The sequence below is a fragment of the Stenotrophomonas sp. STEN056 genome, assembly GCF_056759635.1.
The window spans coordinates 1-21,562 of sequence record NZ_JBRRDL010000009.1; the positions used below are offsets into that span (position 1 = coordinate 1).

Annotated in this window: 23 protein-coding genes; 8 read left to right on the plus strand and 15 right to left on the minus strand. The window is 66.1% G+C overall.

Annotated elements, in window-relative coordinates; translation table 11 throughout:
- Positions 1-342: 342 nt before the first annotated feature.
- The 5 genes from ACVOLO_RS07145 to ACVOLO_RS07165 form a co-directional block, all read right to left on the minus strand.
- The gene (locus tag ACVOLO_RS07145; protein WP_481569559.1) at positions 343-1,371 is read right to left on the minus strand and encodes an NAD(P)H-dependent glycerol-3-phosphate dehydrogenase; all 1,029 of its coding nucleotides are present in this window, start codon (positions 1,369-1,371) and stop codon (positions 343-345) included.
- 19 nt (positions 1,372-1,390) lie between these two features.
- Positions 1,391-1,909: a protein-export chaperone SecB gene (gene secB / locus ACVOLO_RS07150; protein ID WP_481569560.1), complete on the minus strand. Its 519-nt coding sequence runs from the start codon at positions 1,907-1,909 to the stop codon at positions 1,391-1,393.
- Positions 1,910-2,012: 103 nt separating this feature from the next.
- Positions 2,013-2,450: a rhodanese-like domain-containing protein gene (locus tag ACVOLO_RS07155; protein WP_481569561.1), complete on the minus strand. Its 438-nt coding sequence runs from the start codon at positions 2,448-2,450 to the stop codon at positions 2,013-2,015.
- Between the two features lie 49 nt (positions 2,451-2,499).
- The gene (locus ACVOLO_RS07160; protein WP_481569562.1) at positions 2,500-2,931 is read right to left on the minus strand and encodes a hypothetical protein; all 432 of its coding nucleotides are present in this window, start codon (positions 2,929-2,931) and stop codon (positions 2,500-2,502) included.
- Positions 2,932-2,957: 26 nt separating this feature from the next.
- Complete coding sequence (locus ACVOLO_RS07165) at positions 2,958-3,416, minus strand: YiiD C-terminal domain-containing protein (RefSeq protein WP_481569563.1); 459 nt, start codon at positions 3,414-3,416, stop codon at positions 2,958-2,960.
- Between the two features lie 34 nt (positions 3,417-3,450).
- On the opposite strand from ACVOLO_RS07165, the gene ACVOLO_RS07170 reads away from it, so the two are divergent.
- The 4 genes from ACVOLO_RS07170 to ACVOLO_RS07185 all read left to right on the plus strand — a co-directional run bounded on the left by ACVOLO_RS07170 (position 3,451) and on the right by ACVOLO_RS07185 (position 7,070).
- The gene (locus ACVOLO_RS07170) at positions 3,451-4,239 is read left to right on the plus strand and encodes a uroporphyrinogen-III synthase (RefSeq protein WP_481569564.1); all 789 of its coding nucleotides are present in this window, start codon (positions 3,451-3,453) and stop codon (positions 4,237-4,239) included.
- A 115-nt stretch (positions 4,240-4,354) separates the two neighbouring features.
- On the plus strand, positions 4,355-5,335 hold the full coding sequence (locus tag ACVOLO_RS07175) for a uroporphyrinogen-III C-methyltransferase (RefSeq protein ID WP_481569565.1): 981 nt from the start codon (positions 4,355-4,357) through the stop codon (positions 5,333-5,335).
- Positions 5,332-6,594, plus strand: coding sequence for a heme biosynthesis HemY N-terminal domain-containing protein (locus ACVOLO_RS07180; protein WP_481569566.1), 1,263 nt, complete (start codon positions 5,332-5,334; stop codon positions 6,592-6,594). Before ACVOLO_RS07175 ends, ACVOLO_RS07180 begins: the two co-directional genes overlap by 4 nt.
- Before the next feature lie 38 nt (positions 6,595-6,632).
- Positions 6,633-7,070, plus strand: a complete 438-nt coding sequence (locus tag ACVOLO_RS07185; RefSeq protein ID WP_481569567.1) for a hypothetical protein — start codon at positions 6,633-6,635, stop codon at positions 7,068-7,070.
- Between the two features lie 78 nt (positions 7,071-7,148).
- Here the strand turns inward: ACVOLO_RS07185 and ACVOLO_RS07190 are convergent, their stop codons facing one another.
- The gene (locus tag ACVOLO_RS07190; RefSeq protein WP_481569568.1) at positions 7,149-8,093 is read right to left on the minus strand and encodes a hypothetical protein; all 945 of its coding nucleotides are present in this window, start codon (positions 8,091-8,093) and stop codon (positions 7,149-7,151) included.
- Positions 8,094-8,313: 220 nt separating this feature from the next.
- Positions 8,314-9,609, minus strand: a complete 1,296-nt coding sequence (locus ACVOLO_RS07195) for an acetyl-CoA C-acetyltransferase (RefSeq protein ID WP_481569569.1) — start codon at positions 9,607-9,609, stop codon at positions 8,314-8,316.
- Between the two features lie 88 nt (positions 9,610-9,697).
- Here ACVOLO_RS07195 and ACVOLO_RS07200 point away from each other — a divergent pair, with 88 nt between their 5' ends.
- Positions 9,698-10,585, plus strand: coding sequence for a hypothetical protein (locus ACVOLO_RS07200; RefSeq protein ID WP_481569570.1), 888 nt, complete (start codon positions 9,698-9,700; stop codon positions 10,583-10,585).
- Between the two features lie 347 nt (positions 10,586-10,932).
- Here the strand turns inward: ACVOLO_RS07200 and ACVOLO_RS07205 are convergent, their stop codons facing one another.
- From ACVOLO_RS07205 to ACVOLO_RS07225, 5 genes are read right to left on the minus strand one after another with little or no spacing between them, the layout of a single operon-like run.
- Positions 10,933-11,550: a superoxide dismutase family protein gene (locus ACVOLO_RS07205; protein WP_481569571.1), complete on the minus strand. Its 618-nt coding sequence runs from the start codon at positions 11,548-11,550 to the stop codon at positions 10,933-10,935.
- A gap of 44 nt (positions 11,551-11,594) precedes the next feature.
- The gene (locus ACVOLO_RS07210; protein ID WP_481569572.1) at positions 11,595-12,161 is read right to left on the minus strand and encodes a superoxide dismutase family protein; all 567 of its coding nucleotides are present in this window, start codon (positions 12,159-12,161) and stop codon (positions 11,595-11,597) included.
- A 42-nt stretch (positions 12,162-12,203) separates the two neighbouring features.
- Positions 12,204-13,658 carry a nitrogen regulation protein NR(I) gene (gene ntrC, locus ACVOLO_RS07215; RefSeq protein ID WP_481569573.1) on the minus strand — a complete coding sequence of 485 codons (1,455 nt, stop codon included), beginning with the start codon at positions 13,656-13,658 and terminating at the stop codon, positions 12,204-12,206.
- Positions 13,651-14,709, minus strand: coding sequence for a two-component system sensor histidine kinase NtrB (locus tag ACVOLO_RS07220; protein WP_481569574.1), 1,059 nt, complete (start codon positions 14,707-14,709; stop codon positions 13,651-13,653). Before ACVOLO_RS07220 ends, ntrC begins: the two co-directional genes overlap by 8 nt.
- Before the next feature lie 28 nt (positions 14,710-14,737).
- Entirely contained in the window at positions 14,738-15,475 is a 738-nt protein-coding gene (locus ACVOLO_RS07225) for an N-acetylmuramoyl-L-alanine amidase (protein ID WP_481569575.1), read from the minus strand.
- Positions 15,476-15,723: 248 nt separating this feature from the next.
- Here ACVOLO_RS07225 and ACVOLO_RS07230 point away from each other — a divergent pair, with 248 nt between their 5' ends.
- Positions 15,724-15,942, plus strand: coding sequence for a DUF6500 family protein (locus ACVOLO_RS07230; RefSeq protein ID WP_481569576.1), 219 nt, complete (start codon positions 15,724-15,726; stop codon positions 15,940-15,942).
- Positions 15,943-16,011: 69 nt separating this feature from the next.
- Here the strand turns inward: ACVOLO_RS07230 and ACVOLO_RS07235 are convergent, their stop codons facing one another.
- From ACVOLO_RS07235 to glnA, 3 genes are all read right to left on the minus strand, one after another.
- Positions 16,012-17,427 (minus strand): ammonium transporter, encoded by a 1,416-nt coding sequence (locus ACVOLO_RS07235; protein ID WP_481569577.1) that lies wholly within the window; start codon positions 17,425-17,427, stop codon positions 16,012-16,014.
- A gap of 163 nt (positions 17,428-17,590) precedes the next feature.
- Complete coding sequence (locus ACVOLO_RS07240) at positions 17,591-17,929, minus strand: P-II family nitrogen regulator (protein WP_481569578.1); 339 nt, start codon at positions 17,927-17,929, stop codon at positions 17,591-17,593.
- 305 nt (positions 17,930-18,234) lie between these two features.
- Positions 18,235-19,644 carry a type I glutamate--ammonia ligase gene (glnA, locus tag ACVOLO_RS07245; protein ID WP_481569579.1) on the minus strand — a complete coding sequence of 470 codons (1,410 nt, stop codon included), beginning with the start codon at positions 19,642-19,644 and terminating at the stop codon, positions 18,235-18,237.
- Between the two features lie 215 nt (positions 19,645-19,859).
- Between glnA and ACVOLO_RS07250 the strand changes: the two genes are divergently transcribed.
- Both ACVOLO_RS07250 and ACVOLO_RS07255 read left to right on the plus strand, forming a co-directional pair.
- On the plus strand, positions 19,860-20,654 hold the full coding sequence (locus tag ACVOLO_RS07250; RefSeq protein WP_481569580.1) for an undecaprenyl-diphosphate phosphatase: 795 nt from the start codon (positions 19,860-19,862) through the stop codon (positions 20,652-20,654).
- A gap of 83 nt (positions 20,655-20,737) precedes the next feature.
- Positions 20,738-21,553, plus strand: coding sequence for a DUF4377 domain-containing protein (locus ACVOLO_RS07255; RefSeq protein ID WP_481569581.1), 816 nt, complete (start codon positions 20,738-20,740; stop codon positions 21,551-21,553).
- Positions 21,554-21,562: the final 9 nt, after the last annotated feature.

The window sequence follows — 21,562 nt, forward strand, 5'->3', positions numbered from 1 at the left end:
GCTCTCTCTCCCACGCGCCCCGGAAGCCCGGTCTCCCCCAGACCGGGCTTCTTTCTGTTTGGGGGTTGGGTGCCGGGAATCGGGAATCGGGAATCGAGATTGGGGATTCGCAAAAGCAAGAGCACCCCTCCCCAACCCTCCCCTTCGCTGCGCGAAAGGGAGGGAGCCAAAGCGGTTGCGCAGCGATCTGCCCGAGCCACGCGAACCGCTCCCTCCCTTGCGCCGACGGCGCAGGGGAGGGCTGGGGAGGGGTGCCGTTGCGATTCCCCATTCCCCATTCCCGACTCCCAACCAACAAAAAGCCCGGCATCGCCGGGCTTTTTGTTGGAACTTCGCCAATCCTTACTTGAACAGCGTGTCCGGGTATTCCGGCTTCTGCTCGCGGGCCAGCAGTTGCTGCAGGCCTTCGGCGGGGCTGAGTTCGCCATGCAGCACCGACTGCACCGCCTTGGAAATCGGCAGATCAATGCCGTGGCGGTTGGCCTGGCGCATGACTTCGTCGGCGGTCTGCACCGACTCCACCACCTGGCCGATTTCCTTCACCGCATCGGGCAGGCTCTGCCCGCGGCCCAGGGCAAGGCCCAGGCGGCGGTTGCGGGACAGGTCGCCGGTGCTGGTCAGCACCAGGTCGCCCAGGCCGGCCAGGCCCATCAGGGTTTCCGGCTTGCCGCCAATGGCGGCAGCCAGACGCAGCATTTCGTTCAGGCCACGGGTAATCAGCCCGGCACGGGCGTTCAGGCCCAGCTGCATGCCGTCGGCCACGCCGGTGGCCACGGCCAGTACGTTTTTCATCGCACCGCCCAGCTCGGCACCGACCATGTCATCGCCGGTATAGGCGCGGAACGCCGGGCCATGCATGGCGTCGGCCACTTCCTGGGCAAACGCCTCGTCGTCACCGTGAACGGTGATCGCGGTGGGCAGGCCCAGGGTGACTTCCTTGGCGAAGGACGGGCCGGTGACCACGGCCAGCGGCACGTCCGGGCCCAACACTTCGCGCGCGACTTCGTGCAGGAAGCGGCCCGAACCGGGCTCGAAGCCCTTGGTCGCCCAGGCCACGCCCGCCCCTGCCGGCCGCAGTGGCGCCAGCGCGCGCACGGTTTCGGCAAAGGCATGCGAAGGCACCACCACCAGAACCCAGCGGGCACCGGCGACGGTGGCGGCAAGGTCGGTGCTGGCACGCAGGGATTCAGGCAAGGGAATCCCCGGCAGATACCGGGGATTCTCGTGACGCTGGTCGATCGCTTCGACCATGGCAGCGTCTCGCCCCCACAGCACGGTCGGGTGACCGTGCCGGGCCAGCAGGGTGGCCAGCGCGGTGCCCCAGGAGCCCGCGCCGAGGACGGCGATCTTGTTCGCGTCAGTCGTACTCATGCGATGTCGCAAACGCCGATCAGGCGTTGCCAGCCGGCTCGGAGTCGGCCAGCGAGGTGCCTTCACCCTGGCTCTGGCGCTGACGCAGGGTTTCGGCGTACAGGCCTTCAAAGTTGATCGGCTGCAGGTAGAACGGCGGGAAGCCGCCGGCCTGGATCAGGTCGCTGATCATCGAGCGCACGTACGGGAACAGGATGTTCGGGCACTGGGTGCCGAGCAGCACGTCGATGGCCTGCGGCTCCAGGCCGATCAGGCCGAACACGCCGGCCTGCTGCACTTCGGCAACGTAGGCATTCTTGTCGCCGGCCTTGCAGGTCAGGGTCACGCCCAGCACCACTTCAAAAGCGGTGTCGGACAGGCGCTGCACCTTCTGGTTCAGGTTCAGCTGCAGGTCCGGCTGCACGTTCTCGTTGAAGATGTTCGGCGAGTTCGGGGATTCGAAAGAGACGTCCTTGACGTAGATCTTCTCGATGGTGAAAGCCGGGCCGTTTGCGGATTCGTCAGCCGGGACTACGCCGTTGGTGTTCTCTTCGGACATTTCTCAAGACTCCAGAACTGTTTGTTTCAATTAATGGGATTGGTACCACCCTGCGATGGGGGCGGTGCCCGCCATGCACAAGGCCTTAACGCAAATTAACTGCTCAGGCGCGGCCCTTGACCAGCGGCAGATCGGCCGCCTGCCATGCCGGAATACCGCCTTCAAGCACGGAAACCTGCTCAAAACCGGCCTTCTTCAGGGCCTTGGCGGCCGTGGCCGAGGCGTTGCCGGTGCGGCACACCAGCACCACCGGCGACTGCTTGGCCGAAGCCAGCAGCTTGTGCGCGGGGGTCAGCTGGGCCGGCTGCAGGTTGCGGCTGCCCACGATATGGCCCTTCTCGAACTCGCTGCTGCTGGACAGGTCGATCACCACCGCGTTGCCGGCGTTGATCAGGTGGGTCAGCTCGGCAGGCTTGAGCGATTTGTAACCGCGGAACAGGCGCGCGATCTCGGTGGCGATGATGGCCACGGTCAGGCCGACCAGGGCCAGCGACAGCATCGGATTTCGGCCGGCGAAGGCCAGCAACTCTTCGTAATTCACTCAGGTCACGGGTCGATTAAGCGGGCGGGGATTGTCGCACAGCCGGGGCTCAGCGGCCCTGCCACAGGTCCGGCAGGCCGGCGGACTGCCACCAGCGCTTGTTCTCCGGATCCCAGCGCCAGCGCTCGTTCACCATCACGGTGCGCTCGGCCTGGGTGTTGCGGTTGATCACGCTCATTTCCACCCGGCGCTCAATGCTGCCATCGGCGCCGGCACTGCTGGAACGCTCGCGGTACGCGGACACCTGCACCTGGCGGTAGCGCTCGCGCTGCAGGTCGGTGAGCGGCTGCAGCGTCAGGTACTCCGGGTCGATGAAGCGCTCGGCGCCTTCAAAATCGCTCCAGCGCACGAGGGCCACATAGGCCTCCTGGGTCTGGGTGAGCTTGGCGCGCTGGCTGCGGCTGGGGCCGTCACCGGCCTGGGCAAGCGTGGCGACAAACAGCAGCAATGCGGTGACGGACTGGAGCAGGTACTTGTGCATGGCATCCCCCGGGGCAGGTGCCCATCCTAGCCTTTGCGGATGGCGACGAAACGCCCTTCCAGTTCCGCCGCGCCGCCTACGATCTCGGCGCGCACCGTCACCCGCGCGCGGCCGCGCTTGTTGAACAACGCCAGAAACCCGTCCCAGTCCTGGTCCGGCGCGGCCCGGGCCGAGGCCATCAGCTCGCCATACACCGGCGCCCGGTAACGGATGCTGCTGTCGGCCACGTACACCTCCGCGTCCTTGCCTGCCTGCGCCAGCTGCAGGCTGACCAGGGCCCAGCCGGAGAGCGTCATCACCGAGGCCAGGCTGCCACCGAAAGCGTTGCCCTTGTCGTTGACGTTGGCCTGCAGCGGGGCGTGCATCCGCAGTACCCCGTTGTCATAGCCGGCAATGCGGATGTCCATCGCCGCTACCGGCGGCATTGCGGACAAGGTTGCCTGCAACTGCGCAAGCAAGGCGGAGGTATCAACAGGTTCGGGCATGGAAGAGCGCACTGAAACGGAAAGCGCACGCATAATGCATCGAATGAACCCCCGCGCCTATGTGCCAGCCGACACAGCCTGGCACCTGATCTCGCTGCGTCCACAAGGGCAGCACGATGCGCTGCGCAGTGCTGCTGCACGCGTGGGTGCACGCACCGTGGCGCTCTCGCCGTGGCGGCTTGTACTTCGTGACGATCCATCCACACGCCAGCGCCTGACAGACGCCGCACAGTGCGACCGTTTGATCTTCACCAGCCCTGCCGCAGCCGAAGCCACGGCACGCATGCTGCCGTTGAACACCCTACGCATGGGTACTGTCGTTGCCGTGGGCGAAGGCACCGCGCGCGTATTGCGCAGACACGGCGCGCTTGATGTGCAGGCACCTGCCCGGATGGACAGCGAAGGCCTGCTCGCATTGCCCTGCATGCAATCGTTGCAGGGCCTGCAGGTGGCACTGATCACCGCACCCGGCGGGCGCGGCATGATCGCCACGCAGGTCAGCGAGCGCGGCGCCGCGCTCACCCGGGTGGATGTCTACGAACGCGTGCCGGTACCCATCACCGCCGCCAGCATCGCGCGCCTGCAGGCACTGCCGGAACCGACCGTGCTTGCGGTCAGCAGCGGCGAGGCACTGGAGACGGTATTGCCACAATTGCCGGCGGCCCTGCTGCAACGCTGGCAGCAGGCACCCGTGGTAACCGCCAGCGCGCGGCTCAGTGCCCTGGTGCAGTCACGCGGCTTTGACCATGTAAGCACCGCTGCCGGGCCGTTGCCGGCGCAGATGGTTGATGCCGCGCGCGCCGTCGTGCGCCCACCCTGCTGAGGCTCACACGGCGCGCAGCTTGCAGGCGAGCAGCGGCACGGGCGATGCTTTGTCAGCATGACCCACGTCACAAACCCCCTGTTGTGGGCCTGCCTGCCAAGGATGTTGTACTTCCATGAATGACGATTCCCCCACCCCCTCCGGCCGCAGTCCGCTGCGCTGGGCACTGCCGCTGATCGTGCTGGGCGTGTTGTGCGCGGCAGGCTGGTTCGGCTGGCGCACCTGGCAGTCCTGGCAACAGCAGAACACCCTTGCCCGCAACAACGCCGCACAGGAGCTGGGCGCCTTGCGCGACAGCATGGAAGCCCTGCGCAGCGACCAGCGTAACAATGCCCGCAGCCTGCAGGACGCCGCCGCGACCAACCGTGTGCTGCGCGATGAAGTACTTGGCCTTGGCCAGCGCAGCGCATTGCTGGAAGACAACCTGGCCAAGCTCGTGGACAGCTCCCACCAGGGCGCACAGGCCGTGCGCCGCGAGGAAGCCGAGCTGCTGCTCAGCCAGGCCGAGCAACGCCTGGTCTACGCCGGAGACCTGGAAGGCGCGCGCCGTCTGTACGCCATGGCCGCCGAAGCCCTGGAAAACACCAACAGCCCCGACTACCTCAACCTGCGCCAGGCCCTGATCCAGGAACGCAACGCAATCGATGCCCTCGGCCCCGGCATCCGCGCCACGACCGCCGCGCAGCTGGCGGCCTGGGCCACATCACTGGATACCCTGCCCGAACAGGTCGCCCACGGCACCGATGCCGGGCAACCCTGGTGGCAGCAACTGCTCTCGCCGCTGGTGCAGATCCAGCCCTCCGACAGCCGCGTGTTGATCGCGCGCTCAGAACGGTTGGCCGCCAACGATGCACTGCAGATTGAACTGAGCCTGGCACGCGCCGCATTGGAACGTGGCGACGTGCAGGGCTGGCAGCAGGCCCTGGACCGCGCCGACGGCTGGACGCTGCGCTTGTGGCCCGAATCACCGCAACGCGAGCAGCATCGCGACCAGTTGCGGGCCATGCGCGATGTGCAGCTGCGTCCTGCCATCCCCGAACTGGGCAGCACCCTGCAGCAACTGCGTGCCATGCGCGCCGCAAAGGAGACCCCATGAAGGCGTTCCGTTACCTGCTGGTGATCCTGCTGGTGGCCGCCATCGGCATTTTTGGCGCGCAGTGGCTTGGACAGGAATCGGTCCGTGCGCTGGGCGAAGTTGTCGTCCGTGCCGGTGGCCACGACTACATCGCCACGCTGCCGCAGGCGGTGCTGGCGCTGGTGATCGCCGCACTGCTGCTGTGGCTGCTGTGGACGCTGGTCAGCGCCCCGTTCCGTAGCTGGGCACGTTATCGCCGCAAGCAGGGCCGCGCTCGTCTGATTGATGGCCTGCAGGCGCTCGATGGTGGCCAGTGGCTGCGCGCCGAAAAGCTGCTGCAGAGCGCCGCCACCGAGAAAGAAGCACGCCCGATCGCACTGGTCGCGGCCATGCGTGCGGCCGAAGCGCGTGACGACAGCGCCGCCGCCGGGCAGCACCTGCAGCAACTGGGCAGCGCCGAACCCACGCTGCATGCATTGCACAGCGCCGAGCGCTGGTTGCAGCAGGACAAACCGCTGGAAGCGATCAACGCCCTGGATGCATCCGGCGTTCAACCGCTGCCGCCGCGCGGGCTGTGGTTGCGCACCGATGCGCTGGCGCGCGCCGGCCGCGCGGAAGAAGCCTATGGCCAGCTGGGCGCACTGCGCCAACAGCAGGCGCTGCCACCGAATGTGATTGCCGCACTGGAGAGCCGCCTGGCCCTGCAGATGCTGGACGAAGCGACGGATGTGAATGCACTTGCCGCACGCTGGGAAGTGCTGCCGAAAACCCTGCGCGTCAGCCCCGAAGCCGTAGCGCGTTACGCACAGCGCGCGGTTGCCCTGAACTGGAACGATGTCGCGCTGCGGGTCATCGAACAGACCCTGGACAGCCAGTGGGATGAAGCGCTGGTCACGCTCTACGGCCAACTGCCGGTGGACAAACTCGACTCACGCCGCGCCAGTGCACAACGCTGGCTGCAGTCCCATCCGTCCAGCCCGGCACTGTTGCTGACCCTGGCGCGGCTGGCCGACGGCCAGGGTCAGTGGACGCAGAGCGAGGAATTCCTGCATCGCGCCATCGCCCAGGGCGCCGGTGCCGATGCCTGGGAAATGCTGGGCGAAGGGTTTGCCACGCAGGGCGAGGACGCCCTGGCCCGGCAATGCCTGCTCAACGCCGTGCGCCAGCGCCGCGACCAGGCACCACTGCCCATCAACCGCCGCGACCTGCGCCAGCAGATCCAGGACCAGGCCGTGGCCGAAGAGCGGGACGAACATGGGTTCCCACGTCTGCCGGGCTAAATCTCCAGAATCCAGCCCCCGCACTGCCAACCGACACCATGAAAATTCCACCGGATATCCACGAGCGCGTAGCTGGCCTGGCCGCAGAGATCGTCAATGCAGGACAGTCCGACGACAGGCGTAGCAGTTGGTCCTTGTACGAGGAACTGCGTGACTACTGCGAGGCGGTCGCCGCAGAGGGCCGCGACCACCCGTTCCTGTGGGAAACCCTGGCTGACTTCACCGGCAACGACCAAGCCGCCATTGCGTTGTACCAGCGTGCATTGCCTCTGGCTGTCGCTGCCGGCGCCAACGAATACACCGCTTCCATCCACCTTGCACTGGCCGAGCGCTATTCCAACCTCGACGCAGCAGAAGCTGCGCATGAGCATGCATTGCATGCCGATGCGTTCGCACGCACCAGCGACGACCTGCCACTACGCAAGGCCATCAGCCAGTTCCTGCTGGACCATTCGCAGCCTGGCGAACACGCATAGACCTGCGCAGCATCTGGCCGCTGCACGTCAAAAGGGACGGCACAACGAAGGCTGACGTTTACGTGCCGGCAGCCATGCTCAGCGTCCCTGCTCGCGGAGCGCCTGTTCGCTGGCATCGGCCGCTTGCGCCGCCGCATCAATAGTCGCATCGGCAGCCGCGGCGGCGGCACTGGCAGCGGCATCGGCGGCCGAAGCGGCGGTGTCCGCCGCAGCCTGTGCTGCCGCTGCTGCTGCGGCGGCGTCACCGTGTTGCTGGGCGGACGAAACACCATCGGCGCCCTCCCTGCCCACCGGCGCATTGGCATCCACCGCCATCACATTCAATGCGTTGCCATCGGCGATCAGCTGCAACTGTTGCCCGATCTCTGCAACGTACTGGCGCTGGGCGGGCGCACGATCCTCGCCAACGACCAACTGCTGCGGCAGCGTTTGCAGGCGCTCGAAGCGTATGCGTGCCACATCGAAGCGCGACAACCTGCGCTCCCATTCCCCCAGCAGCATCTGGCAATAGAGCCAGGGCTCATCCCGCGCAGTACCGTTGGTGGCATCGGGGCATTGCCGGGCAAAAGCGGCAGCGGCGGCCTGTACATAGCCCGGGTACTGCGCGGGCGAGGCCTGCCAGGTAGCCCGCTGCAACACATGCGCTCGTTCCTGCGCGGGCGCATCGACCGCCTGCAACTGCCGCGCCAACCGCCAATAACTGGTGTCGGTGTCGCGCATGCGCTGGTATTCATCGCTTTCGACCAGCGTGGTCAGCCGCTTGATCTCATCAGCACTGAAGTCATCCTTGTAGATGACAAAACCATTGCCTGGACAGGACACCAACGGCCAAGGTGACTGGATCGCGCCATATTGGCGGCCGTCGAGAAAATGGCCAAACGAAGTGCCCGAGCCCATTTCCTGGGCGCTGAAGCGCTCACCGCCAATCGGGCAGACATGCTCCACGTTCATGAAGGTCATCGCTGCGACGGGGGCCGCCACTGCCGATGCCAACACCGCCAAACCAATCGCGATACGTTTCATGCCCTGCCCTGCCCTGCCCCGTCCTGTGGTCGGCAGACAATAGCAGCAGATTTGACGCCCACGTTGGGTGAAAAGCAGGACGGTGCAGGCAAGCCCGGAGCCGATGGTGCCGAGCCATGCTCGGCAGCGATTCCACCCGGAAGGCCAGGCGCAGCGTGGCTGCGCGCTGCAGAAACAGCGGTACCGGCTTTGCGATCTACGCCCTTCTACCGCATCGGCTTCAGCGCTCGACGATGGCCACCACGCCCATGCCGCCCGCGGTGCAGATCGAGACCAGCGCGCGGCCACCGCCGCGTGCGGCCAGTTCCTTGGCCACGGTGCCGATGATGCGGGCGCCGGTGGCGGCGAACGGGTGGCCGGTGGCCAGCGACGAACCCAGCGGGTTGATCTTGGCCGGGTCGATGCTGCCCAGCGGCGCATCCAGGCCCAGGCGGTTGCGGCAGTAATCCTCGCTCTCCCACGCACGCAGCGTGCACAGCACCTGGGCGGCGAAGGCTTCGTGGATTTCGTAGATGTCGAAATCCTGCAGGGTCAGGCCGTTGCGCTTGAGCATTTCCGGCACGGCGATGGTCGGCGCCATCAGCAGGCCTTCGCCATGCACGAAGTCCACCGCCGCCACCTGCGAGTCGCGCAGGTACGCCAGCGGCTCATGACCATGCGCGCGCGCCCATTCCTCACTGGCCAGCAACACCGCGGCGGCGCCGTCGGTCAGCGGCGTGGAGTTGGCGGCGGTCAGCGTGCCACGGCCGGACACCTTGTCGAAGGCCGGCTTGAGCGTGGCCAGCTTTTCCAGCGAGGTATCCGGGCGCAGGATGTTGTCGCGTTCCACGCCGCGGAACGGCGCGATCAGGTCGTTGAAGAAGCCCCGCTCGTACGCGGCGGCCAGCTTCCTGTGCGAAGACACTGCCCACTCATCCTGCGAATCACGCGAGATGTTCCATTCCTTGGCCATGTCCTCGCAGTGGTCGCCCATGCTCTTGCCGGTGCGCGGCTCGGCCACGCCGGGGAATTCAGGCTTGAGCTCGGAGAACTTGAAGCCCTTGGTCAGCGCACGCAGTTTGTCGCCGGTGCTCTTGGCACGGTTGGCCGCCAGCAGGCGCGCGCGCAGCTTCTTGCCATAGACGATCGGCACGTCGGAGGTGGTGTCCGATCCGCCGCCGATGCCCGACTCAATCTGGCCCAGCGCGATCTTGTTGGCCACGGTGATGATGCTGTCCAGCGACGTACCACAGGCACGTTGCAGGGTGATGCCAGGTGTCAGCGGCGACAGGCCCGAGGACAGCGCGGCTTCGCGGCCCAGGTTCCAGTCGCTGGGGTGCTTGATCACCGCACCCATCGCCACTTCGCCCAGCTGCTGGCCGTGCAGGCCGAACCGTTCAACCAGGGCGCCGAGCGTACGCACCGACATGCCGAGATTGCCAACATCCGAATAAGCGGTGTTCTGGCGGCAGAACGGGATGCGAACACCACCGAGGATGGCGACGGGACGAGCGCTGGGCATGCGGGTACCTGACATGGGGTTGTGAGCAACGTGGCCTGCACGTGATAGCAGGCATAATGGCGTTGAGTGTAGCTTCGAGGCCGTGATGGGCCAACCGCGAACCATGAGCAATTCCAACCCCGACATGAACGCTTTGGGCCTGATGGCTCTGGAACTGGCCGGTGGCCAGCAACCGGACAAGGCCGCGCTGCCTTCGGATCAGGCAGGTGAACTGGCCGCACTGGTGGGCCGTGACCTGGCCAAGCTGGTGCCACAGGCCAGCGGCCTGGATCTGGTGCTGGCCGCCGCACATTTTGATCCGGCCGAAGTATTGCGCCCGGGTTGGCCAATCCACCGGCGCCTGGAAGAACTGCAGATGCGCGCCCCGGGGCGCAACCAGGGCCCACGCCTGCTGGCCTTTGGTGCAGACGTGAATGGCGAGGTGCCGTTGCCGCTGCAAGCTGATACCAGCCTGACCGGCGGCGGTCTGCGGGTGGTGCCGTTCGTACTGACGGGCAGCGACGCCGGCCTGCTGCAGGAAGCGCGCGATGCACTGGAAGAAGTGTTGCTGGCCAATGGCATGGCACAGCCGGACACCGCGATGCTGGCGCAGAACGCCTTCGGCGCGCAGATCGAACACGCGCGTTACTTCACCATCAACGACCTGGCCGCGATGATGGCCATGCAGTACGACAACCAGGGCCTGGCCGCGCTGTGGCCGCTGCTGGAAACCGCGATGTTCGCACCGGGCCAGGAACAGTGGCTGGAAGCACCGCCCGAACCGCTGCTGCGTTATGTCGGCGGTGAAGTGCGCATGGCGTTGTTTGACCCCGCCGGCTGGTGCTCGCATTACGCACACGACAACAACGACTGTGACCGCCTGCAACGGGTCTACGAGCAGTACCTGATGCGCCAGCGGCAGATGGCCGCGGTGCTGGAAGCCCATGGCGTTGACGTGCTGTACGTGCATGTACACGCCGGACAGGATGCGAAGGCGATCCTGGCGCATTGATCTGCGCTGCTGGATTGAGAAGAGGCCGCGAAAGCGGCCTTTTTCTTTGTGCGTTTCCCCCTCCCCTTGCGTGCGAAGCACATAGGGGGAGGTTGGGAGGGGGTTGGTCTTTTGCGCGCTTCCTCTACCTGCAAAAGCACCCCTCCCCCGCCCTCCCCTTGCCTGCGGCAAAGGGAGGGGGCAGAAGCAGCTTTCGTTGCGGTCTGTCAGACCGCTGCGAATGCCGCTGCAGATTGCAGGGAAATGCGCGTTTACCCCCTCCCTTTCGCGTAAGCGAAGGGGCGGGTTGGGGGTGCACTGCGCGCATCGGTCAACCGAAACCACACACACGCCCACCCCCAAAAGACTCACTCCGCCTTGTTGATCACCGCACAGGCCAGGCGTGCGCCGGCATTGCCAGTCGGCTGGGTTTTGTAGTCGTCCGGGTCGGCGTGGACGATCAGGCCGCGGCCGATGATGTCGAACGCATCGCCATTGCCGGCGTTGACGTTGCTGGCCACCGGGCCGTCGATGTGCGCGTTGCCCTGGGCGTCGGCCTTGATGTTGGGCATGTCGCCGCCGTGGTGGGCGGTGGCGTCGATGCTGCCGTGCTCGCTGCTGCCCGGGTTGAAGTGGCCGCCGGCGCTGGTGCCGTCCGGCGCGCTGCAGTCACCCTTTTCATGGATGTGGAAGCCGTGCTCGCTGTCCGGCTTCAGGCCGCTGATGTCGCCGCTGGCGCGCAGCTTGCCGTCGACAACGCTGAAAGTGATGGTGCCGGCGACGCTGCTGTCCTTGGTCGGCTGCAGCTGTGCGGTGGCAACGGGCTTGGCCATGGCCGGCGGTGCAGCCTGATCGGGGGCCGGCGTGGCCGCCGGAGTGGCCGCGGCACCGTCAGCCGGTGCGGCGTCTGGCTCGGCGCCCGGCTTGCCGCAGGCGGTCAGTGCCAGTGCGCTGGCGAGGAACAGCGTGGTGTGGATCAATCGCATGGTCTTGCTCCCTTCAATGGGTGAAAACAGAACGATGAGCGCATTCAGCGCGTAACGCGGATCACCGCGCAGGCGACGCGGGCGCCGGCATTGCCGGCTGGCTGGCTGCGGTAATCATCCGCTGCAGCGTGCACCACCAGCGCACGCCCGGCAATGTCGTTGGCCGCGCCTCCGCCCAGCGTGACGCCACGGAGGTGGATATCGACATGGGCAACACCGTCGGCGCTGGCGAGCAGGTTGTCCATGTCGCCGGCATGGTGCGCACCGGCGCCCGCACGGCCGTGTACCTGTGCGGTCGGGTTGAAGTGACCGCCGGCACTGCTTGCATCCACCGCGCTGCAATCGCCCTTTTCATGCACATGGAACGCCGAGGGCCGGCCGCGCGGCAGACCGCCGATCACGCCGGTGATGTGCACGCCACCGGCTTCCGGCACCAGTGCCAGGCGGCCGCTGACCAGGCTGGCCGATGCCGGCGACAGATTGGCTTCGGCCATCTTGGCGGTGCTGACGGCGGCTGGTGGCGGTGCTTCCGGCCTGGGGGCCGGGCCGGACCCGCAGGCGCTGAGCAGCAATGCGGTGCCCAGCGCGGTCAGGGAAAGAGGAATGCGCATCAGAATCTCCTTGCTATGGAACGGGCGGGCGTTGGCACGCGATCAGCTGCCGCGGCGACGGCCAGGCCCGAGTTTGCGGGTAACGGTGTTACGGCCAAGTCCCAGCCGCGCGGCGGCATCGGCGCGATGGCCATCGGTGAAGTCCAGTGCAGCCTCCAGCAGCACCGCGTCCAGCCGCTCGCGCGCCTGGGCGTGCAGCCCGGTGGCACCTTCGGCCAGGCGCTGACGCGCCCATTGCCCGAGTGCAGCGTCCCATTGCGCGGGTGACGCGGCCGCGCTGGCGGCCGGGCGCACGGCACGGCCACCACGGGCCAGTGCGCTGCGCACGTCATCGGCGGAAATGACGTCGGCCACCGCCAATGCGGCCAGGCGCCAGCACACGTTCTCCAGCTCGCGCACGTTGCCCGGCCAGTGGTGTTCGCGCAGCGCCTGCACCGCCGGTGCGGACAGGCGCTTGCTGGGAACATCCAGCCGACGCGCCGCGTTGGCCAGGAAGGTATGGGCCAGCTGCGGCACATCGCCCAGGCGCTCGCGCAGCGGTGGCAACCACAGCCGCACCATGTCCAGCCGGTGCAGCAGGTCGGCACGAAAGCGGCCCTGCTCGACCAGCGCTTCCAGATCCTGGTGGGTGGCCGCGACCACCCGCACATCGACGCGGATCAGCTCACGCCCGCCGACGCGGAAGAACTCGCCCTCGGCCAGCACGCGCAGCAGGCGCGTCTGCAATGCCAACGGCATGTCGCCGATTTCATCCAGGAACAAGGTGCCACCGTCGGCCTGTTCAAAGCGGCCGATATGGCGCTTGCTGGCGCCGGTGAACGCGCCGGCCTCGTGGCCGAACAATTCGCTTTCCAGCAGTTCGGCCGGAATGGCGGCAGTGTTGAGCGCGACAAACGGCCCCTTGGCGCGCGGCGATTCGCGGTGCAGTGCGTTAGCCACCAACTCCTTGCCGGTACCTGTTTCACCGTTGATGAGTACCGACAGCGGTGCCTGGGCCAACCTGCCGATGGCGCGGAACAGCGCGCGCATCGCCGGGGTGTCGCCAATCAGCTGCGGGCTGCGTTCGGCAGCACGGGCAGCGGGCGGCGGCGTGACCGGCGCGGGCGTTGCGTCGATTTCAGGCAAGGCCCGGCGCGCCAGTTCCACCGCATCGTCCAGGTCGAACGGTTTGGACAGAAATTCATGCGCGCCGCCACGGAACGCGCCGGCCGTGCTCGCCACATCGGTATAGGCCGACATCACGATCACCGGCAGCTGCGGGTGCGCGGCCTTGAGCTTGTCCAGCAGCACCAGGCCGTCATCGCCGGGCATGCGCACATCGGTGAACAGCAGGTCCGGCACGGGCTGCTGCGTCATTGCATCGAGTGCGGCGGCGGCGCTGTCGAACCCTTCCACCGTGTAGCCGGCGTCACGCAGCGCGGTGGTGAGCACGAAGCGCACCGAGCGGTCGTCATCGACCACCCACACCGTTGCCGGCACCTGCGAGGACTCACGCATCACCCACCTCCGGGGAATCTTCGACCAGCGGCAGCGGCAACAGCACGGTGAACACGGTGTGGCCCGGGCGCGAGCGGTAGCTCAGCGTGCCACGGTGCTCGCGCGCCACCTGCTGTGCCAATGCCAGGCCCAGGCCGGTGCCTTCGGCGCGGCCGCTGACCAAGGGCAGGAACAAGTGCTCGGCCAGTTCTTCGGGTACGCCGCGGCCATCGTCGGCCACTTCCAGGCGCAACGCCAGCGGGTGCGGTTGTTCGGCGATGCGCAGGCCGTGCTCGACGCGGGTACGCAGGGTGATGCTGGTGGCGCCGGCCTGGATCGCGTTGCGCACCAGGTTGAGCAGCGCCTGGGTGAGGCGGTCGGTATCACCGGGGAACTCGGGAATGCTGGGGTCGTAATCGCGCAGCAGGCGCACCGACCAGCCGGCTTCGTTCTCGACCAGGCGCAGCACGCGCTCCAGGGCGAGGTGGATGTTCAACGGTGCGTGCGGGCGCTGCGGTGCCGGCGACAACAGTTGCTCAAGCAGCGTGTTCAGGCGCTCGATCTCCGAGCCGATCAGCTCGATCAACTCCCTCTCGCTGGCATCACGGCCCACCGCGCGGCGCGCCAGCAACTGCGCGGCACCCTTGAGCCCGGCCAACGGATTGCGCAGCTCGTGCGCCAACCCTTTGAGCGCGGCGCTGAATGCGCCGGGCAGCACATGCGCCGGGTCGGCCGCCTGGAATTCGTCCACCGGGTGCGCTTCCAGCAACCAGCCCTCGCCGTTGAAGGCACTCAGCCAGCCATCGGCAAAACGCGGGGCGTCGCCGGGCAGCGCCAGCGCCAGCCGTGGCAGGCACACGGTATCGCTGACCAGCGGTGCGGCCACGCGGTCCGCCAGCCTCTCGCCCTGGGTTTCCAGCGAAACCAGCGGCTGGCCCAGCAGACGCCGCACGCTCACTCCCAGCCAGCGGCAGAACGCCGGATTGGCACCGAGGATGCGGCCATCGGCGCCGCTCCAGACGAGCGGCGTGGCCATCGTTTCGGGGGAAGGCACGGCGGCGGGATCGATCATTGCACCAATATAGTGCAAAGGCCGGGGCTTACTGCTTCTGCAGCAGCAGCGAATGCAGGATGCGCGCGTCCTCGACATCCAGTTCGGCCGGCAGCGTGTCGCTGCCACGGAAGCGGCGGTGGAATGCCTTGGCTGCGGCGGCGCGGTCTTCCAGCGAATAACCCAGCGCCTGCAGCGCCATCCAGCGGTCGAAGCCTTCCGGGGCCGGGCCGTGTGCCGGGTTCGGCCAGATGCCGAAACCGGCGTCGGCCAACTGCTGCCACGGGAAGAAGCGGCTGGGGTCGGCCTTGCGGGTGGGCGCCAGATCCGCGTGGCCGATGATCTGGTTGCGCGGAATGTTGTAGCGCGTGCAGAGGTCCTCAAGCAGGCGCAGCAGGGTGGCGATCTGCGGTGCAGTGAACGGGCTGCTGCCGTCGTTGTCGATCTCGATGCCAAGCGAGGCCGAGTTGAGATCGGTGAAGCCGCCCCAGCGGCCACCGCCGGCATGCCAGGCGCGCTCGCCGTCGGCCACGAGCTGGTAGAGATCACCCTCGCGGCCCACCAGGTAGTGCGAGCTGACCTTGCCACCGCTGTTGGCGCTGCGCAGCGTGTCCAGGCTCTCCTGCACCGAGCCCTGCTCGGTGTGGTGCAGCACGATCAACACCGGCTGGCGGGCGTTGTGGTTCGGCGACGGCACCCATTGCGCAAGCGGGTTGCGCTCCGGCGTGGACGTGCAGGCGGTGAGTGCGGCGACCAGCGCCAGCGGCAACAGGAGTTTGGAAGTCATGCGGGGCATTGCACGTCGCCGCGCGCGGCTTTGCAAGTGCGCTCAGGCACACAGCCGGCGGTCGGCGGGCAGCGGCATTGATGTCGATTGCATGCATCAGGAGGCCTGCTCCGGGCGTTGGGGAATCCGATACATGGCCGCAGAAGAACCTGTGCGGCCGGTTCAAACGCACGTCTGCGCGGGCCTGTTGCTCCGCAATTGTTTAGGCTGCACCGCTCTTTTGTATTCGACAGCCCGGCAGGCGAGCGATGCGCGATTCACTCAAACAGAAAATCATCGAAACCTGCGATCGGAAGATCGCCAGCAAAGGGCCAACGGTTGGTTTGTCGTTCTATGCGTTTTTTGCCAACCGCAATGATGATCCGGCGTTGTTGATGGAAGCGGCGACGTGGTGGATTCAGACCCATCGGCTGGATCATTTCGAGAAGGCAAGCAAGGTGAAGGCGTTGGTGTTGGCGGAGGGCTGACGCACTGCAGAAGCGCCTTCACCCCAACCCCTCTCCCGTGAACGGGAGAGGGGCTTTTTACGCCCGTACTTACACCTCGTAGGCGGACTCGCCGTGGGTGGTGACATCCAGGCCGGTGCGCTCGGCTTCCTCGCTGACACGCAGGCCGACCAGCGCGCGCACCACCAGCAGGATGGCTGCCGTGACCACCGCGCTCCACAACACCGTGAAGCCGACGCTGACCGCCTGCACCCACAGCTGCTGGCCGATATCCAGATCCACCTTGGTGCCGCCCAGCGATTGCGCGCTGAACACGCCAGTGAGGAGCGCGCCGACAATGCCGCCCACGCCATGCACGCCGAACACATCGGCGGTGTCGTCGGCCTTCAACAGACGCTTCAGGCCGGTAACGCCCCATACGCAGACCATGCCGGTGACAAAGCCAATAACGATCGCACCCAGCGGCCCCACCGTGCCGCAGGCCGGGGTCACGCCGACCAGGCCTGCAACCGCGCCGGAGGCCGCACCCAGTGCGGACGGATGGCCCTTGCTGATCGCTTCCACCAACGTCCAGCCGAGCACCGCCGCCGCCGTTGCCAGCACCGTGTTGATGAAGGCCAGCGCCGCCACGGTATCGGCAGCAGCGGCCGAGCCGGCGTTGAAACCGAACCAGCCCACCCACAGCAGCATTGCGCCGATCCAGGTCAACGGCAGGTTGTGCGGCTTCAATGCGGTCTGGCCATAGCCCAGGCGCTTGCCGACAAACCACGCGGCAACAAGGCCGGCGACACCGGCGTTGATGTGCACCACGGTGCCGCCTGCGAAATCGATCGCGCCCATTTCACCGAGATAACCACCGCCCCAGACGATGTGCGCCATCGGGATGTAGCTCAGGGTGAACCACAGCGCCGAGAACAACAGCACCGCGCGGAACTTGATGCGCTCGGCGAAGGCACCAACGATCAGCGCGGTGGTGATGCCGGCAAAGGTGGACTGGAAGGCGACGAACAGAAAATCCGGCAGGCCGGCAATCGGCGTGTTGCCGACCGAATCGGGGGTGAAGCCGTTGAGGAAAGCGAATTGCGTGAACGAACCGAAGAACGGATTGCCGGCACTGAACACCGCGCTGTAGCCGTAGGCCACCCACAGCATCAGCACCAGCGAGAACACCACCAGCACCTGGCTCAGTACCGACAACACGTTCTTGGCGCGCACCAGCCCGCCATAGAACAAGGCAAGCCCCGGCACCACCATCATCAACACCAGCAAGGTGGCAGTGAGCATCCACGCGACATCGCCGCGATCAAAGCCGGGGGCAGCGGCTGCATCAACCGCAGGTGCAGCCTGCAACGGTTCGACCACGGCGCCCTGCGTGGTCGGCGAAGGTGCCGCCTCCTGCGCGGTGGCGGCCGAGGAAAACACACCCACTGCAGCCAGCGCGAGCATGAATGACAGGCACAGGAAACCGAGCCGGGCTTTGAACCCGGTGAAAAATTCCGTTCGCATTTTTTGACTCCGACGGTAGGGGGTTGAACCCGGTCACGTGCTGCCACGTGCAGAACCAGTCATGCCGGCCATGCGCAGGGACACCACGTATGCGGGATACGCGGGCATTCCCTGCACCGTGCGCGGGCCCACTGTCGAACGCAGCAGGAACGTGTGCGGATGCTTAGAGCGCGTCAGCGCCTGTTTCGCCGGTGCGGATGCGCACCACCTGCTCAAGCGGGGTGACGAAGATCTTGCCGTCGCCGATTTTTCCGGTGCCGGCAGCGGCCTGCAGCGTTTCGATCACCGCATCCACGTTGTCGTCGGTGACAGCGGTTTCAATGCGGATCTTGGGCAGGAAATCGACGACGTACTCGGCGCCGCGATACAGCTCGGTGTGTCCCTTCTGGCGCCCGAAACCCTTTACTTCAGTCACCGTGATGCCCGAAACGCCGGCAGCGCCCAGTGCTTCACGTACGTCGTCCAGCTTGAACGGCCGGATGATGGCGGAGATCAGTTTCATGCGCATGTCCCGATGTGGAGAAGGCCGGCCCCAGGCTGCGGGCCGGAATCGTGTCGTCCACCGGCCGTGGTACGGCCGCTGGTTGTTGCGCCGGACGTGTCATGAACCAGACTGTTGCCGTCGCCTCCAACGGCGGTGGCAGCAGTGACGCGGGAGGGAACCATGGCCCATGACGCGCGTGCGGCTTCTCTTGCCCTGGGGTGTTGCCCTGCGTGTTGCCCAGGACCGTTGTCGTGGCTCCCCAGCCACGACAACAGCGGCGATGACGAAGGTGGGAGGGAGCCCTTCGCCATCGCCCTCTGGACTCAGCTTGCGTAATACAGCTGATATTCCAGCGGATGCGTCGCGGCGCGGAACGCGGTGACTTCCTTCATCTTCAAGGTGATGTAGGCATCGATGAAGTCGTCGCTCATCACGCCGCCGGCCTTGAGGAACTCGCGGTCCTTGTCCAGTGCTTCCAGCGCCTGGTCCAGCGAGGAACACACCTGCGGGATCAGCTTCTCTTCTTCCGGCGGCAGGTCGTACAGGTCCTTGTCGCTCGGTGCGCCCGGGTCGATCTGGTTCTTGATGCCGTCCAGGCCGGCCATCATCAGCGCGGTGAAGGTCAGGTAGCCGGACTGGATCGGATCTGGGAAACGCATTTCAATGCGGCGCGCCTTCGGGTTGGACACCCACGGAATGCGGCACGAAGCCGAACGGTTGCGGGCCGAATAGGCCAGCATCACCGGCGCTTCAAAACCCGGCACCAGGCGCTTGTAGCTGTTGGTGCCGGCATTGGTGAAGGCATTGATCGCACGGGCGTGCTTGAAGATGCCGCCGATGTACCACAGCGCCATCTGGCTCAGGCCGCCGTAGCCATCGCCGGAGAACAGGTTGGCGCCGCCCTTGGCCAGCGACTGGTGCACGTGCATGCCGCTGCCGTTGTCGCCGACCAGCGGCTTGGGCATGAAGGTGACGGTCTTGCCGTTGCGGTGGGCCACGTTCTTGATGACGTGCTTCATGCGCTGCAGCTCGTCAGCCTTGGTCACCAGCGTGTTGAACTTGGCGCCGATCTCGCACTGGCCGGCATTGGCCACTTCGTGGTGGTGTACTTCGACTTCGATGCCCACCTTTTCCAGCACCTTGCACATCTCGGCGCGGATGTCGTGCAGCGCGTCGGTCGGCGGCACCGGGAAGTAACCACCCTTCACGGTCGGACGGTAGCCGGTGTTGGTGCCTTCGTAGCTCTTGCCGGTGTTCCAGGCGCCTTCTTCGGAGTTGATCTTGAAGAAGGTGTGGCCCATGTCGTTGGCGAACTGGATCGAATCGAAGATGAAGAATTCCGGCTCGGGCCCGAAGAACGCCAGGTCGGCGATGCCCGAAGACTTCAGGTACGACTCGGCGCGCTTGGCGATGCCGCGCGGGCAGCGGCCGTAGCCCTGCATGGTGGCCGGGTCGAGCACGTCGCAGGTCAGCACCAGGGTCGGGTCGGCGTAGAACGGATCGACGTAGGCGCTGTCGGCATCCGGCATCAGCACCATGTCCGACTCGGCAATGCCCTTCCAGCCGGCGATCGAGCTGCCGTCGAACATCTTGCCTTCCTCGAACAGCGACGGCTCGATGATCGAGACCGGGAAGGTCACGTGCTGCTCGATGCCACGCATGTCGACGAAACGCAGGTCGATGAACTCGATCTGGTTGTCCTTGATCAGCTTCTCAACGTTTTCCAGGGACATCGGGGTGGAACCTCGGGTGGATGATGGTGTACGTGGGATACAGCAACTTGTGTGCCAACGTCATGGCAGCCGCAAGCTCTTGTTTTTATTGATGATGCAGTGAGGCTCGCACCCTCTCAATGCATCACTTTGGTGCAAATGCGTCGATTTGCACCACATCGGTGCATTGGGTTGAATGAATTATGCTGTGCCGGCCTTTCACCACATTCCTTTCCATGTCCGACCTGATTTCCGCCCTGTTGCTGGGCATTCTTGAAGGCCTCACCGAATTTCTCCCCGTCTCCAGCACCGGCCATCTGCTGGTTGCCCAGCACTGGCTGGGCGCGCGCTCGGACTTCTTCAACATCGTGATCCAGGCCGGCGCCATTCTTGCCGTGACCCTGGCCCTGCGGCAGCGCCTGTGGTCACTGGCCACCGGGCTGGGCGAGCGCGAGAACCGCGACTACGTCATGAAACTGGGCGTGGCCTTCCTGGTCACCGCCCTGGTCGGCCTGCCGGTGCGCCTGGCCGGCTGGGAGTTGCCGGAAACCGTCACCCCGGTGGCCTGGGCGCTGGTGATCGGCGGTGCCTGGATGCTGGTCGCCGAACATTTCGCCTCGCGCATGCCCGACCGTGACACTGTCACCTGGAAGGTTGCTGTCGCCGTGGGCCTGGCCCAGGTGATTGCCGGTGTGTTCCCCGGCACCTCGCGCTCGGCGGCGGCCATCTTCCTGGCCATGCTGCTGGGCCTGACGCGCCGCGCCGCCGCGGCCGAGTTCGTGTTCCTGGTCGGCATTCCCACCATGTTCGCCGCCAGTGGCTACGCGTTCCTGGAACTTGCCAAGGACGGGAAACTGGCCAGCGAAAACTGGACCGATGTCGGCGTGGCCTTTGCCGCCGCCGTGGCCACCGGCTTCGTGGTGGTGAAGTGGCTGATGGGGTATATCAAACGCCGGCCCTTCACAGGCTTTGCGCTATACCGCATCGCGCTGGGCATCGGCCTGCTGCTGTTTTTGCCTGCTGGAAACTGAATGCGTAACGACAAACGCAACCCCGGCCACGTGACTGATCCGTTTGTCGTCCTGAACCTACCCATGCTCCAAAGGAGTTGAACATGAAGCGCATCCTGCTCTTGTCCCTGCCGTTCGCCATGATGGTGGCCTGCAGCAACCCGTCCAACGGCACCAAGCCGGAAACCACCACGCCGGCCGGGACCACCGCACCTGCAACGGCTGCTGCGGCCATCGACGCCAGCCAGCTGGGCGCGAACCACTGGCTGCTGGACAACGCCGTGGACGCCAGCGGCAAGCGTATCGACGGGCTGTTCGTGCGTGCCGACAAGCCGGTCACGCTGGACTTCATGGACGGCCGGGTAAGTGCCAGCAACACCTGCAACCACATCGGCGGCGGCTACACACTGGCCGGTGACGCCCTGACCGTGGGCAACCTGGCATCCACCATGAAGGCCTGCGCGGAACCGGGCCTGATGGAACTGGACAAGCTGGTTGGCGAGCGCCTGGAGGGCACGCTGACGGTGCGCTCGCTGGACGCTTCGACCCTGGTCCTGGCAACGGCCAGCGGCGACGTGCTGACCTTCCGTGGTGAGCCGACCGCAGAAACCCGTTACGGCGGCGCAGGCGAGCAGGTGTTCATGGAAATCGATGCCCAGACCAAGCCCTGCTCGCACCCGCTGATGAAGGACTACCAGTGCATGCAGGTGCGCGAAGTGAAGTACGACGACAAGGGCCTGGAACAGGGCAAGCGCGGCGCGTATGAAAACTTCTACGGCAACATCGAGGGCTACACCCACGAGCCGGGCGTGCGCAACGTGCTGCGCCTGAAGCGCTACCAGGTCAAGAATCCGCCGGCCGATGCCTCTTCGGTGGCCTATGTGCTGGACATGGTGGTCAGCTCGGAACTGGTGAAGTAATTCCCGCTG

Bases quoted from the DNA above. Each gene is read 5' to 3' on its own strand.
- ACVOLO_RS07145 (WP_481569559.1), bottom strand. From the start codon at position 1,371: ATGAGTACGACTGACGCGAACAAGATCGCCGTCCTCGGCGCGGGCTCC.
- secB (WP_481569560.1), bottom strand. From the start codon at position 1,909: ATGTCCGAAGAGAACACCAACGGCGTAGTCCCGGCTGACGAATCCGCA.
- ACVOLO_RS07160 (WP_481569562.1), bottom strand. From the start codon at position 2,931: ATGCACAAGTACCTGCTCCAGTCCGTCACCGCATTGCTGCTGTTTGTC.
- ACVOLO_RS07165 (WP_481569563.1), bottom strand. From the start codon at position 3,416: ATGCCCGAACCTGTTGATACCTCCGCCTTGCTTGCGCAGTTGCAGGCA.
- ACVOLO_RS07170 (WP_481569564.1), top strand. From the start codon at position 3,451: ATGCATCGAATGAACCCCCGCGCCTATGTGCCAGCCGACACAGCCTGG.
- ACVOLO_RS07175 (WP_481569565.1), top strand. From the start codon at position 4,355: ATGAATGACGATTCCCCCACCCCCTCCGGCCGCAGTCCGCTGCGCTGG.
- ACVOLO_RS07180 (WP_481569566.1), top strand. From the start codon at position 5,332: ATGAAGGCGTTCCGTTACCTGCTGGTGATCCTGCTGGTGGCCGCCATC.
- ACVOLO_RS07185 (WP_481569567.1), top strand. From the start codon at position 6,633: ATGAAAATTCCACCGGATATCCACGAGCGCGTAGCTGGCCTGGCCGCA.
- ACVOLO_RS07190 (WP_481569568.1), bottom strand. From the start codon at position 8,093: ATGAAACGTATCGCGATTGGTTTGGCGGTGTTGGCATCGGCAGTGGCG.
- ACVOLO_RS07195 (WP_481569569.1), bottom strand. From the start codon at position 9,609: ATGTCAGGTACCCGCATGCCCAGCGCTCGTCCCGTCGCCATCCTCGGT.
- ACVOLO_RS07200 (WP_481569570.1), top strand. From the start codon at position 9,698: ATGAGCAATTCCAACCCCGACATGAACGCTTTGGGCCTGATGGCTCTG.
- ACVOLO_RS07205 (WP_481569571.1), bottom strand. From the start codon at position 11,550: ATGCGATTGATCCACACCACGCTGTTCCTCGCCAGCGCACTGGCACTG.
- ACVOLO_RS07210 (WP_481569572.1), bottom strand. From the start codon at position 12,161: ATGCGCATTCCTCTTTCCCTGACCGCGCTGGGCACCGCATTGCTGCTC.
- ntrC (WP_481569573.1), bottom strand. From the start codon at position 13,658: ATGCGTGAGTCCTCGCAGGTGCCGGCAACGGTGTGGGTGGTCGATGAC.
- ACVOLO_RS07220 (WP_481569574.1), bottom strand. From the start codon at position 14,709: ATGATCGATCCCGCCGCCGTGCCTTCCCCCGAAACGATGGCCACGCCG.
- ACVOLO_RS07225 (WP_481569575.1), bottom strand. From the start codon at position 15,475: ATGACTTCCAAACTCCTGTTGCCGCTGGCGCTGGTCGCCGCACTCACC.
- ACVOLO_RS07230 (WP_481569576.1), top strand. From the start codon at position 15,724: ATGCGCGATTCACTCAAACAGAAAATCATCGAAACCTGCGATCGGAAG.
- ACVOLO_RS07235 (WP_481569577.1), bottom strand. From the start codon at position 17,427: ATGCGAACGGAATTTTTCACCGGGTTCAAAGCCCGGCTCGGTTTCCTG.
- ACVOLO_RS07240 (WP_481569578.1), bottom strand. From the start codon at position 17,929: ATGAAACTGATCTCCGCCATCATCCGGCCGTTCAAGCTGGACGACGTA.
- glnA (WP_481569579.1), bottom strand. From the start codon at position 19,644: ATGTCCCTGGAAAACGTTGAGAAGCTGATCAAGGACAACCAGATCGAG.
- ACVOLO_RS07250 (WP_481569580.1), top strand. From the start codon at position 19,860: ATGTCCGACCTGATTTCCGCCCTGTTGCTGGGCATTCTTGAAGGCCTC.
- ACVOLO_RS07255 (WP_481569581.1), top strand. From the start codon at position 20,738: ATGAAGCGCATCCTGCTCTTGTCCCTGCCGTTCGCCATGATGGTGGCC.